10 protein-coding genes are annotated in these 17,226 nt (G+C 59.4%); 7 read left to right on the top strand and 3 right to left on the bottom strand.

From position 1 onward, the window contains the following. The 3 genes from R3C19_07040 to R3C19_07030 form a co-directional block, all read left to right on the top strand. Positions 1–577, top strand: a 577-nt coding sequence (locus R3C19_07040) for a Uma2 family endonuclease (protein MEZ6060099.1), incomplete at its 5' end; no start/stop codon positions are given. A gap of 240 nt (positions 578–817) precedes the next feature. Further along, complete coding sequence (locus R3C19_07035; GenBank protein ID MEZ6060098.1) at positions 818–1,285, top strand: tRNA (cytidine(34)-2'-O)-methyltransferase; 468 nt, start codon at positions 818–820, stop codon at positions 1,283–1,285. Between the two features lie 489 nt (positions 1,286–1,774). Beyond that, complete coding sequence (locus R3C19_07030) at positions 1,775–4,249, top strand: c-type cytochrome domain-containing protein (protein ID MEZ6060097.1); 2,475 nt, start codon at positions 1,775–1,777, stop codon at positions 4,247–4,249. Positions 4,250–4,261: 12 nt separating this feature from the next. Here the strand turns inward: R3C19_07030 and R3C19_07025 are convergent, their stop codons facing one another. Then, a complete protein-coding gene (locus R3C19_07025; protein ID MEZ6060096.1) occupies positions 4,262–5,218 on the bottom strand; it encodes a methyltransferase domain-containing protein in 957 nt (318 codons plus the stop codon). 214 nt (positions 5,219–5,432) lie between these two features. Between R3C19_07025 and R3C19_07020 the strand changes: the two genes are divergently transcribed. The 4 genes from R3C19_07020 to R3C19_07005 all read left to right on the top strand — a co-directional run bounded on the left by R3C19_07020 (position 5,433) and on the right by R3C19_07005 (position 10,010). Continuing rightward, positions 5,433–6,311 (top strand): TIM barrel protein, encoded by an 879-nt coding sequence (locus tag R3C19_07020; protein MEZ6060095.1) that lies wholly within the window; start codon positions 5,433–5,435, stop codon positions 6,309–6,311. A gap of 1,759 nt (positions 6,312–8,070) precedes the next feature. Beyond that, positions 8,071–8,436, top strand: a complete 366-nt coding sequence (locus tag R3C19_07015) for a cysteine peptidase family C39 domain-containing protein (GenBank protein ID MEZ6060094.1) — start codon at positions 8,071–8,073, stop codon at positions 8,434–8,436. A gap of 773 nt (positions 8,437–9,209) precedes the next feature. Then, entirely contained in the window at positions 9,210–9,374 is a 165-nt protein-coding gene (locus R3C19_07010; protein MEZ6060093.1) for a hypothetical protein, read from the top strand. 303 nt (positions 9,375–9,677) lie between these two features. Next, a complete protein-coding gene (locus R3C19_07005; GenBank protein ID MEZ6060092.1) occupies positions 9,678–10,010 on the top strand; it encodes a hypothetical protein in 333 nt (110 codons plus the stop codon). 3,299 nt (positions 10,011–13,309) lie between these two features. Here R3C19_07005 and R3C19_07000 read toward each other — a convergent pair. Beyond that, positions 13,310–13,918 (bottom strand): sigma-70 family RNA polymerase sigma factor, encoded by a 609-nt coding sequence (locus R3C19_07000; GenBank protein ID MEZ6060091.1) that lies wholly within the window; start codon positions 13,916–13,918, stop codon positions 13,310–13,312. 265 nt (positions 13,919–14,183) lie between these two features. After that, a complete protein-coding gene (locus R3C19_06995) occupies positions 14,184–17,123 on the bottom strand; it encodes a protein kinase (GenBank protein MEZ6060090.1) in 2,940 nt (979 codons plus the stop codon). Between the last annotated feature and the right edge of the window lie 103 nt (positions 17,124–17,226).

The raw sequence follows: 17,226 nt of genomic DNA, 5'->3' as shown, positions 1-17,226 counted from the left end.
CGAGCCTGCGCCGGGAACCGCCACTGTCGAGGATCTGATCCGATACTCCGCCGAAGACGATCGGTTGTATGAACTCGTTGACGGAACACTGGTGGAGAAGGCGATGGGGTGGCAGGAATCGTTGCTGGGTGGATTGTTGCTGCACTGGCTGCACGACTACCTTGAGAAACATAATCTCGGGGAAGTCGTTGGCGCAGACGCTTTCATGCGGCTGTTCAGCGATACCGTGCGAGCTCCGGATGTCGCATTTGTCTCGTGGGAGCGATTGCCGGGTGGAAGACTGCCGACTCAACCGGTGCCGGATATTGTTCCGGATTTCGTCATCGAAGTGCTGAGCACGGGCAACACCTACGGCGAAATGTCTCGCAAGCGTCGCGAGTACTTTCATGCCGGAGTTCGCCTGGTGTGGATGGTCCATCCGCGGCAGCGAACGATTACGGTGTACACGTCCGCCCAGGAATTCACCGTGGTGAAAGACGACGAACGAATTACCGGAGGCGATGTTCTTCCGGGCTGGAGCTTCCACACTGCGGACTTTTTCTCCCGGCTCGACCGCGAAGCGCCGCCAAAGTCGTAAACAGAGACTCGTTCCAGGGCTCCGCCCGTTGAGGCTCGTACCGGCGCTCCGCCCTGGAACGGGATGCCAGGAGGCTCTGCCTCCGATCTCCGCTGCAGCAGCGGCACGGACCGTGGCGTCGAATGACAGAAGGCGGAGGCTTCCAGGCGGTGCGTTCCAGGGCAGAGCCCCGGATCGAGCGATCACGAAAGCGCTGTGGCGACGCTGGACGCGACTGCGACCGCGACTCAAACTTCGCGCATGACGTCGCCAGTGCTCAACATCGTTCTTCATCAGCCGGAGATTCCTCAGAATTCGGGGAACGTCGGACGCACGTGCGTGGCGATCGGCGCAAAGCTGTGGCTGATCCCGCCGCTGGGCTATTCGCTGGATGATAAGTATCTCAAGCGAGCCGGCATGGATTACTGGCAGCACCTGGACTGGGAAGTCGTGGATTCCTGGAGCGACGTGAAGCAGCGCCTGCCGGAATCCACGGTCTGGTATCTGACGAAAACCGCGACGCGGCTTGTGTGGGACGCGGACTTTTCTCGCGGTGATATCCTGCTGTTTGGCAGCGAATCGCGAGGACTGCCGTCGGCAATTCTGGGCGAACAACCATCGAACAATTTGAAGCTGCCGACGACGGATCTGGTGCGCAGTCTGAATCTTGCCAGCACTGTGAATACCGTGGCGTATGAAGCCGTACGGCAGTTCGGCGGACTGCTTTGAGCCGCAGTTGCTGAAGTGAACGGGCGTCGTTAGACTTGCCCGTTCGCACGATTTTCGCATGTCTTGACATTTTTTGATCGGGGAGAACCGCCGGAGATGGGAACGAAGAGAACAGGTAAGGGACGTCGCAAGATTGGCCGCAAGAAACGTCGCATGCGGTCCAAGATCCGCCACAAGAAATAGGCGAGTCCCCGGTTCCTGAGTTCTTCCGCCGGCGCAGGCATTATCGCGCGGCAGCCAGTCTTCAAAGCCCGATCCGATCCCGGTCGCGTCGGGCTTTCTGTGTGCGCGGGTTTTGACGAAAAGCGGAACTTCCGCGATTCCGACGTCTGCGTAGTCGGGAGAACCAGCGTTTCGTCCGGTTACGAAGTTTTGGGTGAGCTTGACACCGTCAAACTGCCGTTGAATGCTAGTGTTGTGACGGCATGTTGCGTTTTCGCCACATCCCGAATTCTCCCGCCGCACTCTGCCTCCCTGGAGTTGCCAATCGTGACCAGCAAAGCCCGCCGACAGATATTGCTGAACATCGTCGCCCTGTTTTTCGCTTCCGTGACATCACTTTCCGCCCGGGCCGACGAACCGGGTGCCGCCGATGCATTGCAACAGCAGCTTCAATCCCTGCAGGAAAAGCAGCGATCGGCGAGAAAGCAGGTGGAACTGAAGCAGGCCGCCGTCAGCGTCGCTCAGGAGCGCGCAGCGGAGCTTCAGAAGGAACTGCAAACGGCGCAGCAGCGGGTCGAAGGGGAAGTTGCCGGCCTGGCGGAAGCGGAACAGCTCGCGGCATCGGTGGCGAAGGACGTTGAGCGTCTGACGGCGGAGCTGGCCGATCACCGGCGAGCGGATGAACTTCTGAAGATCGCAGCAGCAGCGGCGGACGAACTGAATTCCGTCCGCCAGAAACAGTCGGAAGTCGAATCGCGCCGCGCGGCACTTCAGGCCACGCAGTTCGAACAGCAGCAAATCGAAATCCGGTCCAACGGCGAATTGAAGATTGCTCAGGATCAGCTTCCTGCAAAGACAAAGGAATTGACCGCCGCCCGGGAAGCACTCGATGCGGCAGCGCAGGCTCTGGAAACCGCACATGCCGCGACGCTCGCAGCGAACAGGGATCTGGACACGAAGATCGAAGCGGTCTCAGTCGAACGCCAAAGACTGAACCAGGCACAGCAGACGGCAACGCAGATTGATGCGTCGGTCAATTCGCTGGCTCAGTCACTGGCGATCATGAAGGAAGCTGCGTCGCTGACCGGTAAGAATCCTCAGGAAGCGACCGCAGGACTGGCGGCAACGCTGGACAGCATCAAGCCGCTCCAACAGCAGGCGGCCCGGTTGGTTGCACAGGCTCAGCAGCAAATTGAATCCGCTCAATCGGTCGCTGACGCATCACGAAAACCCGTCGCTGATGCATCGGCCGCCGAACAGGAACTGCGGCAAAAATATGCGGAAGCCGGACGCGCTCATTTCGCGCTGCAACTGGCGACCGCCGACCTTCAGGGCCACGAGAAAGCACTGCAACAGAGAATTGAGTCATCGAAAGCAGAACAGGCTGCGATCGCCGCGAAGCAACAGGAACTTGACGAAGAACTGAAGCAGGCGGCTGCGGAAGTTGCGAAGTATGAAGCCGTTTACGTCGCCAGACGCAGAGAAGCGGAGGCCGCAATGGAACCCATCGGCCGCTTCGTGTCGTTTTCCAAAGACGTCGCGCCGATCTTCGCGAAGCGATGTGTCGCCTGTCACAATACTCGATCGGCGGGCGGGCGACTGAACATGGATTCGTTCGCCGGACTTGCCAAGGGCGGTGAATCCGGAATATCGATTGCTCCACACGACGCTGAGAATTCGCTGCTGTGGACCATGATCAGTTCGGAACTCATGCCGAAAGACGCCGATCCGCTGTCGTCGGATGAAATCGCCACGCTGAAGAAATGGATCGACGTCGGGGCACCGCTGGACGCAGGCATCGAGCCCACGGCCGAGCTGTTCCGAGTCATGCCGGAAGTCGCTCAGCCGCTGCCGCCCACGAACTACCGGGTTCCGATTCCCGTCACCGCCACAGCCTTCAGCCCTGATGGTTCGCTGCTGGCGTCGTCTGGTTACCACGAAGTCCTGCTTTGGAAAACCGACGATGGCTCGCTGGTGCGGCGCATCACGAATGTTGCGGAACGAGTCTATGATCTGCAGTTCAGCAATGACGGCACTCAACTGGCGGTCGCTGCCGGAACACCCGGACAACTCGGTGAAGTGAAGCTGTTTTCCGTCGCGGATGGTTCTCACCTGAAGACGCTGGTTCGCACAAAGGACGCGATCTACGCGGTGCGCTTTAGTCCGGACGGCAAACGCATCGCCGCGGGCGGCGCGGATCGAACGATCTCTGTCGCCGACGCCGCCACGGGAGCAACGATTCACCAGATTGAAGACCACGCCGACTGGGTCATGGACGTGAACTGGTCTCCGGATGGAAGGCAGCTGGTGACGGCCAGTCGCGATAAGACTTCGAAGGTGTTTGACGTCGAGTCCGGCCGGTCAGTCATCACGTTCAGCGGACACGGCGACGCAGTCTATTCAGCCGCGTTCCTGCCGGACGGCACAAGCGTGGTCAGCGGCGGAAGTGACCGTCAGGCCCGAGTGTGGACGGTCGCGGACGCGAAGGAAGTCCGGAAGATCGGGGGATTCGGCAGCGATATTTTCAAGGTCTTCGTCACCCCGGAAGGCCACCTGTTGACAGCCAGCGCAGACCGCAACGCTCGCGAACACAATCTGGCTGACGGCGCAAGTATTCGCGATTTCTCCGGCCACAAAGACTGGGTCTACACGCTGGCTTGGAATGCAGCCCGCAACCTGATCGCCACAGGCAGCTACGACGGCGAAATCCGCGTCTGGAATTCCCAGGACGGCAGCGTGGCCACGTCATTCATCGCCATTCCGAAAGGCAGCGGCGGGAGTACGGTGGCAGACGTCAAGTAATCTGGTTCGTTGTCAGCCGATTCGCAGTCCCGTCACGTTGACACCGCTGCCGATGAGCAGGTTGTGGTTGTAGGTCCAGTCGTAGAAGCGACCGGATTTTTCGGGCGGCAGCACTCGCAACTCGGTGAAGCCTGCCGCTTCGAACCAGCTCATGAGTTCCGTTGCGGTGTGGTGATGCTGAAATTCAGGGGCCCACCAGTCGAACGTATCGCAAACGCGGTTTTCGTAATCTGGGTGAGCACTGAAGTTGACGACCTTGTTCAGCGTGCGGTTGACGAGCGGGATGCCTCCGAGAATTCCGCCGACATGACAGAACGGACGAAGCACCGCCGTCGGCACGCGAGTTGTCACGGCGCGGAGGCCGCTGTTGATCGCTTCCTGCCACCACTGGTTGCGACGGTACAGCCAGACGGAATATCGCCCGCCGGGTTTGACGAACCGGGACACAGCATCGAACACCGCGCGAGTGTCAGCGTCGTGGTGCATCACGCCGATCGAAAAGACGAAGTCGAATGACGCACGTTCCAGCGGCAATCGTTTCAGGTCGGCCTGCACGAAACGCACGCCGGGAAGGTGACGGCACAACATGGCCGCCTTATCGACGGCGCGCGTGTGGTCTGCGCCGATGACGGTGGCTCCCGCTTCGCCGCAAATCTTCGAATAGCGTCCTCCGCCACAGCCAGCGTCGAGTACTCGCAGGCCGTTCAGGTCATTCAGCGGCACACCGGTCTTTGCGACAAACGTGGCGCGGTCTTCGTCGTCGTGCGCGACGTCGTATCGCGTCCACTGGTCGCCGAAACTTTCCAGGTGTTCGTCGGCGGAAAAACGCGGGATGCCATCGAGTACCTTCCAGCGGTCGTTCGACGTGGTGGCTGTCAGTTCCTGCGCGTTATCGTCGAACGCCAGCGGCGAGCCGTCGATGAGGCTGCGAAGCTCTGACAGCAGAGTTGGATCGATCGCCGAATTCATCAGGTGCGCTTCATCAGGGATTGTTCGAACGCCTTACTTTGCGAACGAGTTGTACAATGGCTCCGCCGCGAACGAACCCGATTTCGTTTCAGGCGAACACCGCAGCTGCCGAGTGACTGGCAAAAGTCCGAACTTCGTCGGCATGATAGTGCGAATCGCATACGATGCATTTCCACTGAGTCAGCCTGGTCCCTCAACAAGAAAGAGTCTACTCATGACGACATCCCGCCGCCTCTTCCTGGCATCGTCGGCCGCTGGAATCGCGGCTACGGCATGCAACATTGCCCCCGTCGCATTCGGTGCCGTGCGAACAGCCACAAAACTGAAACTCGGGCTGGTGACGTACAACTGGGGGAAGGACTGGGACGTGCCGACGGTCATCCGCAACTGCGAAGAGACAGGCTTCGCCGGTGTGGAACTGCGCAGCACTCACAAACACGGGGTAGAAATCACGCTCGACGCAAAACAGCGAGAGGCGGTGCGGAAGCAGTTCGAAGACAGTGCCGTCGAACTGGTGGGACTCGGAAGCGCCTGCGAATACCACTCACCCGATCCAGCCGTCGTGAAGAAGAACATCGAGGAAACGAAGCAGTTCATTCTGCTGTCGCAGGAGGTCGGTGGTTCCGGAGTCAAGGTACGGCCCAATGGCCTGCCGAAAGATGTTCCGGTCGAGAAGACTCTGGAACAGATCGGTCGCTCGTTGAACGTAGTCGGGAAGTTCGCTGCGGAACACGGCCAGCAGATTCGTGTGGAAGTCCACGGGCAGGGAACCAGCGAGATTCCTCACATGAAGACGATCATGGATTTCGCCGATCACCCAGCCGTAGCCGTGTGCTGGAACTGCAACTCCGCTGATCTGAAGGGAGAAGGACTGCAGCACAACTACCAGCTGCTGAAAAACCGCATGGGCACAATTCACATCCACGACCTGACGAACGACGCGTATCCGTGGACGGAACTGTTTCCGCTGCTGAAACAGACGGACGCGGATTCATTCACCGGCTGGACCCTGCTGGAAGACGGCGCCGTTCCACAAGACATCGTCGCCGCGATGAAGGCCAATCGCCAGCGGTGGGACGAACTGGTTGGCTGATTCGCGTTCCTAATAGGATCGGCCTGATGGTGATCTACTCGCTCGTACGAAAAAGGCCTTTTCGGGCTTTTGCGAGCAGAGACAAAATGAGTCAGATCTCGATTCAGTAATTTTCAAGAAAACTGAGGCAGGACTTGCCCCCCAGATTATAGTCATGCTGCATGGTGGAGCGACACTTCCATCGAGATGAAGAAGAACCCTTTGGCAGGAGAACGGTGATGTCTGGACGTTGGCTTACACTGGCATCTCTAATCGCGGCAGCAATCGTGTTTGATGTTCCGACGGGTCTGGTTGTCGGGCGCACTTTGACCGATGCTGAAGCAAGCTCTCTGTATGGCGGTGAAATCCGCCACAAGTGCTACACAGGCACCGCACCGCCTCATGCGAGTCCATGCTACGGTCCGCTGAAAAAGTGCATGGGTGACCCCAGTTGCGTTGGTCCCGGTCGAGAGGAAGAGCTGATCCAGGGGACGTACTATGGGTGCTTTTATCTATTCTTTGAGCACTTTGACTGCACGTTGTTGGATCAGAGCCCATTGCACAGGGGCGAGCCTGCAAGTGGAATGAAATGGCAATGTGTGTGGTCGATCCCAACGCACCGTTCCAGAACATGAAGGCTGGAAACAAAGCCTGCGTCGACTAGTGAGCGGTGTGCTGCGAATGGCTGCCGTCAAGGTGACGGGTAGCCATTCGCTCTGCTATCGAAATTCGTCACGTGGTGGGAATGAGCCGCCAGGAAGTACTTGCATGCGACAAAGTAGAATACTCGTGATTATATTCGCTGCGTCGGCGTCAGCCGCGGCTGACGATGGCAATGATCTGATGCTGGATGTCGTTCGTGCTGCCTATCACCAGCACGTAGCCGCGTAGTAACCAGGAAAATGTCATTTTCTACACTTTGAACATCACGACGAGTAGTGACTTCGTCGAAGTCGAAGGGGAGCTTGAGTGGATGTCGCTGCTACTGCTTTGAAGGTGCCCGGCATGAGAATCTCCGCACGAGGGCGGGCGATTAGTTTATGAGGAACAGGTTCAGATCCTCGTGTCGAAGGGCGATGCTTGCGAATCATCCAGCCTCTCCAGAGAAGCGAACCTATATCCATGTTGTCAGGGAAGACGACGAAGACCGGATGGGAGTTGACACGAATTAAGCCCCTGCCAATGGTGATGCTGGCGTCCTCGATGCAAATGCAGGTAAATTCGACACCATGCCGTTACCTGGCATGCCTGCGTTCGCTGGTTGTGGAGGAACATGGGGCAATACGTCGGACCGTCACAGTGGATGGGTCGCAGATTGTGATTGACATGAGTTCTTAGTGGCATTCGCGACATTCTGGAGGTCTCACTCGACAAAGGTGCCTTTGCCACCATCTGCGCGTGGCACGCCCGAGCAGGGACGAACTATATTGCGAAGATACGACATGGGATTGGACGCAGGCCCGCGACGGCCGCTGGTATCCCGCGAAATGTCGTAGGTCGCATCGCGAAGCGACTGGGGAAAAGATCGTTCGTGGTCTATGAGTGCAAGATGACTCGTTCGAGCCATTGCTGAAGAAGAAGTACCCGGCACGCCTGTGGCAGAGACGTTCGGACCGATTCCGGAAGGTGCCTTCGTCCTTGCGACTGGATGGCAACAATGAAATTGAATTCGAGGAATACCGCCCGCGAAGGAAGGGAGACACGCAGGGAATCCGATTTCCGCGAACTGGCCGAAAATCTCCCGTCAGCGGTTCGCGAACAGTAGGTCGGGAGCACCGTGATGGGGATGTTCGCTGCCGAATCATGCTGTTGTGCCTCACCGGACTCCAGGTTACAGAGGACACACCGTTGTGGCGTCAACTGTCTTTTCGTGGCCGTGCTGTCCCAGGACCCATCGTCTGAAGTCAAGCTGGACGAGCTTCGCAAGATGCTTCGACCTGGTCCGGATGGTAACAGCCTCAAAGAGCTGGAAGTCGCGGCAGGTGCAGCTGGAATGAACACGCAACCTGTCAGGACGACTCTGGATTCACTGGTCGAGCGGAAGCCCCCATTCGCAGCGTTTATCGCTCATTTGAAGCAGGGACACTTTGTCCTGTTCACAGACGTGACGGAGACAACGGTCTCGATTGCTGATCCTCAAAGCTGAGTGATGTGAACCGTGTCAGCATTGCGACTGAATGGGATGGAACCGGACTGTTGATCTCGGCAGGTGACACGGAATCCGAGAAGCCATCACAAATCGGCTTTGGTGGCGACACACGGGCATGAAGAGCCTGATATACGGGACAGGAGTCTCATCCTTGTTGCGTCGCTCGGAATTGCGCAAGATCCCGAGGAATCGCCGGAAGACAAGCTAAGACGAGGTCGCGCCGTGACGCACCATTGGCTCGGAAACGCTCGCAGCGTCGTCGGTGCCTTCACAAGGTTCGGGTGTCGGCATCGCTGCTGGTTTCCGGCTGCGGCGTCCCGCCAACGAGCCGCACGTCGCAGAAGCGGAAGGGCTGGCCATAGTACGGTCGTCAGTTGAAGTGCCGCCGACCGTCGGGGCGTGCTGCGGCTGGTGGAGCTTCAGCCGTCAGTGATCGATCTGGGAACCACATTGATTCCGCTTCCACGGGAGGCCACTTTTCGCCTCGTAAACCACTCGGACAAACCGCTGAAAGTTACCAGCGTAACAACGTCCTGCAGTTGTTTGTTACTCCAGGCCCGGCTGAATGCACTCGCACCAGGACAAACGCAGACTTTCACGTGACCGTGAACCCCAAGGTGCCAGGCCAGACAGCATTTCTGTGGCCATCGTGTTTGACGGTGGAGCAGCTTCTGCGGTAGGTGGTGTAACTGGCGGTGTCAGCCGGAATCACTGCTCAACCGGCCAGCCTGGACTTTGGCACGGTGCCGTGCCGCCTGGTACTGCGTCCAGTGATAACGACAACGAAACCGGTGCGAACATCAGAACTGGTGGATGCCGTTTCGGCCAGGCCTGATCGCGTGCTGAGTGTCAAACGCGAAGACAATGGCAAGGCCTCACGACTAACGGTGACGCTGGTAACTGATAATCACGAATTTCAGGGCACGGTTCAATAGACCTGTCCTGTCGACAACCGAAAGGGGTAATTAGCGTACCAGTCCGCTGGAATGTGGTTGAATCAGTGACTTTGGTCCCAGGAGTGTTTATCTGGGCCGAGTTGAATCCGCCCAGGCAGTGATCATAAAGATTCTGATTCGATCCGTGCGGCAGGACATCGACGAGGTACGTATCAGAATCGCGATTCCCAGAGCCGTGTGGAAGACATGGAGGTAACGACGACTGCTGTGAGTGACAAGGTGTGGCAGTGAACTGAAAGAAACGGCCAATCACGAGCGGACCATTCCGACGGACTGCGGAGCTTGACGTTCTGCTGGAGGATGGAAGTCATTGAGACGTTGTCGCTCGTTGTCACAGGAATCGTCGCTGACACAGCAGCGGCGGACAAAACCAACCATGAGCAGCCACTGACTCCTGAGTCTCATCGGCTGCTTCTGCTGGCCATTCCAGATACTTTTCCGACAGGTGCTTCAGATGCGAGTGCCGGAAGATCGACAGGTCGCAACCTGCAAATGCAGCGCGCGGCGTTTATGGTCGAACTCACGGTCGTCATGGCGATCATCGGAGTATTGATTCGCCATCACGATTCCCGCAGTCATGTCCGCGCGGATGCATCACGGCGGGTTGAATGCTAAATCGCCTCCGGCAGTTCGGCCTTGCACTGCACGAGTACGAAAACACGCACGGGCACCTTCCACTCAGACAACGAACCGTTACCAGGAATGCCTGGCTACGCATTCCGGAGAGCCAGCTCCGGGTCAAGCTTCTGCCATATCTTGAGCAGGCACCGCTGTATCAGTCGATCGTCTCTGAAGGCGATCACGTGGCAATCGACCAGCGGCTTCCCGTATTTCACTGCCCAAGTGATGACGTCGCAGTTGGCATCAATTACCGAACCTGTTCAGGTCGTAATGCCACGTACGGACAGCGACACAGTCCGACCGACAGTGACGCAGGATCCGGACATTCACATTCGCTGACATCGGCACGCCAACACGACTCGCTGAAATCACAGATGGACTTTCGATGACCGCCGCGATGAGTGAACGGGTAATTTGCAGGGGCAGGGCAGGCGTACGACCCAGCCCGCGATATCTGGCTGGGCGACGCTGTTGCACTCGGGTTCGATACGAATGTGCGATCCGCTGATGATGCCGTCACCGCATGCCAGGTAGCCAATGGGAATCGGGACGTTTTACACCAATCGTGCCGGCGAATTTCGCGTTCGAAGGGCTCAGCGATTCGTCCGCAACCACGTGCTGGCTCCCAACTCCAGGCTGGTGGACTGCTCGCTGCATCGGTGCCCCGCCGCAGGATCGAACTTACCGTTTGAATTTCTCATCCATGATGAGTCGTTGGTGCGCGAAGCCAGCACAGGACCGGACTGTCGTATCCTGCTGGATGGTTCGGCGCGGACTGTTCCCCAGAGCGTCGATATCGAACTCTGGCGTGGGCTGGCATCGCGCAGCGACAGTGATCAGGCAGCGCAGTGGTAAATTCTGCCGGGTTCGGATCTGAGCAGGTCCGCTCTCTTTCTCGGGACATTGTGCCAGGCTGGACGAACGGGCGTCCGTTGGGACTGAATTACACGGCATTCCGGCATGTGGCGTTGCGGAATGGACGCGGTCGATGCGTTCGGGCCGAGCGCGATGCGATTCCGGCCAACGGGCCAGCCGCTTCTCCAGCCTGGGGCATCGCCCCAGGAACACAGTCCACAAAACAGAAGGTCTCCAACGGGACGACCGTTCGAAACCATTGACGCATCGCGTTCGCACACGATGTCGTGTTGGAAAAACAACTACCGTCCGTTGGGACTCCGTCGCACGGCAGCAGCCCGTTACAGCACGCTGTGCGGGCTGATTCGACAGCCGTCCGTTGGGACTGAATCGCGTTTGCGGATCGTTTCCTGGGACGTTGTCCAGGCTGGGAGAATGGGCGGCCCGTTGGGACTCTTGCCGTTACGTCCCGTTTCCTGGGACGGTGTCCCAGGCTAGGCGAATGAGCGTCCCGTTGGGACTGAATCGCATGTTGGCTGGGAACCTGGACGCGGTCGTTGCGATTCCGGCCCAACGGGCCAGCCGTTCCTCCAGCCTGGGGCATCGCCCCAGGAATGCGGCCACACGAAATGAAAAGTCCCAACGGGACGACCGTTCGAAAACGATGACATTCATCACACCCGCACGTCATGTGGTGTCGAAGAAAACCAAACGATCGTCCCGTTGGGACTGAATCACTTGTGGGCCGTTTCCTGGGACGTTGTCCCAGGCTGGAAATGTCGTCCCGTTGGGACTGAATCACACGGCATTCCGGCACGATGAGGTTGCGGAACGTGGCGTTGCGGAATCTGGGCGCGGTCGTTGCAATTCCGGCCGAGCGCGATGCGTTTCCGGCCCAACGGGCCAACCGTTCGCCCAGCCTGGGGCATCGCCTTGAGGAGTATGCGGCCCACAAACATAAAGTCCCAACGGGACGACCGTTCAGGCAATGACACGCACCGGGCTCGTACGTCATTCGGTGTCGGAGCCATGTCGCGCGGCGCCGGTTGCGCAGCAATGCGGTGCGATTCCTTCGATCGGGTGCCAGTCGATGACTGGTGTGATGGCGTGGTTTCGGAATCCCAAAACGAACTTTACCGTCCCGTTGGGACTGAATCGCGTTTGCGGATCGTTTCCTGGGACGTTGTCCCAGGCTGGGAAATGGGCGTCCCGTTGGGACTGAATTACACGGCATTCCGGCACGTGGTGTTGCGGAATGTGGCGTTGCGGAATGTGGACGCGGTCGTTGCGTTCGGGCAGAGCGCATGCGATTCCAGCAACGAGCCAGCCGTTCCTCCAGCCTGGGGCATCGCCCCAGGTATGTACGGCAGAACGCCCAGAGTCCCAGCGGGACGACCGTTCGAACCGATGACACCATCGCGTTCGCGTCATTCGGTGTCGGAATTATGCGCGTCCGTCCGCGGTTGCGGCAATGCGATTTGCGATTCAGCTTCGATCAGGTGACGATCCGCGATGACTGGTGTGATGGCGTGGTTTCGGAATCCCAGAACGAACTGCCGTCCCCGTTGGGACTCCGTCGCGTGTGGGCCGGTACCTGGCACGCTGTGCCAGGCTGGATGAACGGCCGTCCCGTTGGGACTGAATCGCGTTTGCGGATCGTTTCCTGGGACGTTGTCCCAGGCTGGGAGAATGGGCGTCCCGTTGGGACTGAATTACACGGCATTCCGGCACGTGGTGTTGCGGAATGTGGCGTTGCGGAATGTGGACGCGGTCGTTGCGTTCGGGCGGAGCGCATTGCGATTCCGGCCCAACGGGCCAGCCGTTCCTCCAGCCTGGGGCATCGCCCCAGGTATGCGGCCGAGAACGCCCAGAGTCCCAACGGGACGGCCGTTCGAACCGATGACACGCATCGCGTTCGCACGTCATTCGGTGTCGGAATTATGCGCGACCCGTCCGCGCGGTTGCGCGGCAATGCGATTGCGATTCCTTCGATCGGGTGACGATCCGCGATGACTGGTGTGATGGCGTGGTTTCGGAATCCCAGAACGAACTGCCGTCCCGTTGGGACTCCGTCGCGTGTGCGGGCCGGTACCTGGCACGGTGTGCCAGGCTGGATGAACGGCCGTCCCGTTGGGACTGAATCGCGATTGTGGGCCGTTTCCTGGGACGTTGTCCCAGGCTGGGAGAATGGACGTCCCGTTGGGACTGAATCGCATGGCGTTCCGGCACGTGGCGTTGCGGAATGTGGCGTTGCGGAATGTGGAGGCGGTCGTTGCGTTCGGGCGGAGCGCATTGCGATTGCGGCCCAACGGGCCAGATGTTCCTCCGGCCTGGGGCAGCGCCCCAGGTATGCTGAACCGGACGTCGAGACGGTTGATCGCCGTCACGTGGCCGCATTGAGCATCCGGACACGGTGGCACTGGCGTCCACGCGAGGCTTCAGTCAAACAGCCCCTGCAGTTCGTCTCGCAACCTGCGCAGAATCTTGTATTTCGCCTGGCGAACGGTTCCGGGATTAAGATTCAGTTCCTCGGCAACCTGAACCGCTGGCTGGTCATCGACTGCGGTCCTCCAGAACGCCTGCCACGTGGTGAATTCGAAATCGTCGCGGATCGCATCGAGTGCCCGACGAACGACAAGTTCCGTGGAGCCGTCACTGACCGAAAATGTGGCCTCGTCATCCAGAAAGTCGCCTTCGCGGCCGAACCAGCCGGCAAGCGTGTTGGGCCCCAGAAGTGCCGGATCCTGAGCACGAAATCTCAGCAGATCGACGATGGCGTTTCGTGTGATGGTTCTCAGCCATCTTCGAAAGCTGTACCCCGGCCTGTCGCGACGGAACTGGGAAATCGAGTGATGGACTCGAATAAACACGTTTTGAAGTACATCGGCGGAATCGTCGGGCGACAGGTTTCGCGACCGGCACCTCGAATAGATCAGTGCACTGTAGATGCCGACAAACTCCTTCCAGGCCTGCTGGTCACCGCGGGCAACCCGACACAGAAGGCTGGTCGACGTCGATTCGGAAATTTCTTGCCCCGGCGGATTCATCAAAAAGTCCGTGTGCAGCAGGATGTCTGTGTCAACGGGAGCGTGACCAGCCGCGAACAGGCAAGCGGCCCTGAATGCGGTCCGCCGTGATTATGCCGAACCGTTTCCGTCGCATCCGGAAAAACACCTCGGCCCGAAATCGGGGTCCTGCGGAAAATATGTGCGACGCATCCGCAGTGGAAGAATTGCAGCCCGGCGTGCGTCGCTTGCCACTGGCAGACGGACGCCGATTTGTACTTGCGGGACCGCGCCGAAATTCGTGACATCACTCGAGACGCTCCAGCAGCCGCGTGAGCCAGTCGCCTTCAGCAGGTGCAGGGCCTGGCGGCACGGCTCCTGCCGCCATCAGACTGACTGACGCCGGGCCGTCCGCCGGACCGGCCACAAGGTCGTTTCGCAGGCGGGCGAAGTTGCGGTCGGTCAAGTCCGTTGAAAGAAACACGGAAGTGCCGTTCGCGGGCAATTCGGTTTCCCCATCACTCATTGGTGCCCCAACGTTGTCCTGACCGAACAGGTAAAGATTGTTTGTGCGTGTCCAGCCGTTGAAAGCCGCGGTGCGGACGGCGAAGTCAGGGGCTCCAAACCACAGGTTCCAGCCGAATAGATTGTCGGCGATGACAACGTCGGGACCTGGAATTCCCTGATCAAAGCCGGCACGGGTACCGAGAATTGTGAAGGTATTATTCGTAATTCTGACGGGAATGTCGGTCTCGGCGAACTGCTGCATCAGGATGTGAACGCCGGTACTGCCGTGGAGCACATTGTGCGTAATGACAACGGACCGAAAGGACTTCGCCGACTTACCAATGGAAATCGATTCCGGCAGCGGACTTCCGGACACCAGAACGTTTCGCGCGACAATGACGGGGCCAGCGGATTCCGCAGCGATGCGAATGCACACGTGCCCGATGTTTTCCCGCACACAAATCGGTCGGCCGGTCCCGGACTCACCATACATTGAAACTCGCGGTGCCGGCGCGGGCGGTCCTTCGCTGATGAATACGCAGTTTTCCAGCACCACGCCGTCGCACCAGTCCAGCAACAGGAAGTCGGCCGAATCCCGGCGTGAGCCTTCAGGCGAAACGATCACAAATCCGCTGAGCCGAAAGGATACCGATCCGGCACCGTGTACGCGCAGCGGCTGGTCTGACTGTGGACTCAGCCGCAGCACGGTTGAACGACGTGTGATGAGCCCTGTCTCCGACGGACCGGCAAGATTGATCGGCAGCGCTTCGTCGTATGGTCCCGTGTCCGTGACCTCGACCACTTGTCCGTCGCGAATGTGTTCGAAAGCCTCCCGAATCGCGTCGTAGTCGCCGCTTCCATCCTTTGCGACCGTGATGATTTCGCGGTCAGTGAGCCAGTCGTCAAGCGTTGGCGGCTCGGCGGTCAACGGGGATACCGGTTCACCTGCATTGTCTGCCACCTGTGTTCGTTGGTCCGGGATCTGAGGATCGGCGGTGGTTTCCGCCGGCAGCGGGGCAAACTGCACTTCGAGAACCTTCCTGCCGCCACGTTCGATTGCCAGGCGGTCGGTTCGGAAGACATGGCCAGTGGACAGTTCGGTAACGACGATCCGATAATCGTCTCCGGAATCAAGCGTATATTTCCGATCCGTGGCGCGGTCACGGATGACGATCGGCCGGGTCTCGTCGCCGCGGAGAATCGTGACTTCGAGGGCACTGGCGTCGGCATCGATCAGCAGCAGGCCTCGGTCGGTCGCGATCCGCAGCAGTTGGCCACCGAACAGGATTGCCAACAATCCGGAAACTCCGGCACAGACAGTAAGAAAGCAAACTCGCATCCGGCGGCGTTGGCGGGCGGAGGTTGAAGTTGAGTCAGCGTTTTCCGCAGCGCATGCGCCGATTTTGCTGACGCCGTCTGATGCGGCAGCAGGGGATTCGGCCCGTGAATGGGCCGGGGCCGCTGTATCGATGACCGTTTGCGCGGAAACGTGAGCGGCGCTGGCCGTGGAGAATTCCATCGGCGCGGGACGGACTTCCTGCGGGGTGGCAGCCAAAATACTCACAAGGTCTGCGCAGTTGTGGCCGGCACAGAATGGAACCAGAGCGGATGCGAGTTCCCGAGGAATCTGGAACCGTTGTTCCGGATCCCGGTGCAGCGCCCTTGCGACGATTTCTGTGAGTTCCGGCGGAATCTCTGATCGAAGCGCGTCGACGCGACTCGCGGCTTCAGTACTGAGTGCGACAACTTTCTTCATCATGGAATCGTATTGAGGCCCGGCAAACGGTGCCCGGCCCGTCAGCAGCGCGAACAGTGTTGCTCCCAGGCTGTAGATGTCGGCGCGGACATCGACGTCGCGTGTGTTGTCGGCCTGTTCGGGCGACATATAGTCGAGTGTCCCCATGAGCTGCCCCGTCAGGGTCAGGCCGGAATGGTGCTCCGGTGGCGTTGTCTGCAGCCGAGCAAGTCCAAGATCAAGAATTTTCACCTGGCCATCGCGCGTCAGCATCAGGTTCGCGGGCTTCAGGTCACGATGGACAAGGCTGTTTTCGTAAGCGTGCTGCAGCCCGACAGCCGCCTGGCGAATCAGTTCGCAGGCGTCTGCGCTGGCGAGAGGACCGAGATGCCGCAGCAGGGCCGCAAGATCGCAGCCGTCGACCAGTTCCATCGCGAGATAATGCAGTCCGTCGGCCTGACCGGCGTCGTAGGCTCGCACGATGTTCGGATGATCCACGCGACCGACCGCCTGCATTTCCCGATTGAAGCGTTCCACCATCTGAGGGATCGTGAGTTCAGCCGGCGACAGCAGCTTGATCGCGACGATGCGTCCCAGCCTCATGTGTCTGGCTCGGAAGACAACACCCATTCCGCCGCGGCCCAGCACGTCCAGGATTTCGTAGTCCCGGATCTGGGCACCGACCTGCACCGGCAACGGGGCCGAATCCGCTGCAGTCCGAGCCGCCGCGTGTTCGATGACACCGGGATGGACGGGAAGGGCCGACACGGCATCGACGGCCGCCGTGAACGCCGCTTCGCCGGTGAACTGTCTGTCCTCGTCTGAAAGTGGCCGCTTGAGTGCTTCGATAAGCCAGTCGGTGGCGGTGTCCAGCCGTTCGACGGCCAGACTGCATTCTGCACAGGATTCCAGGTGAGCGGCCACCTGCTCGGCGTCGTCTGCAGGCAATGCGCCACTCGAGTAGTCCAGCATTTGCTGTTCTGTCAGACAATTGCGGCGAGTCATCGTGCGTCTCGACAGCCAGGTGTTGTGGTTCCCGCTTCACGCCGGGCCGGGAACAAAACTCTGTGAACAAAACGTGGCAGCGTCATTCTTCTGTCCCACACTG

Source organism: Planctomycetaceae bacterium (genome assembly GCA_041398785.1).
Taxonomy (GTDB): Bacteria; Planctomycetota; Planctomycetia; order Planctomycetales; family Planctomycetaceae; genus JAWKUA01.
The sequence above is the reverse complement of the archived record's forward strand: the minus strand, read 5'-3'. Positions and strand labels throughout refer to the sequence as shown.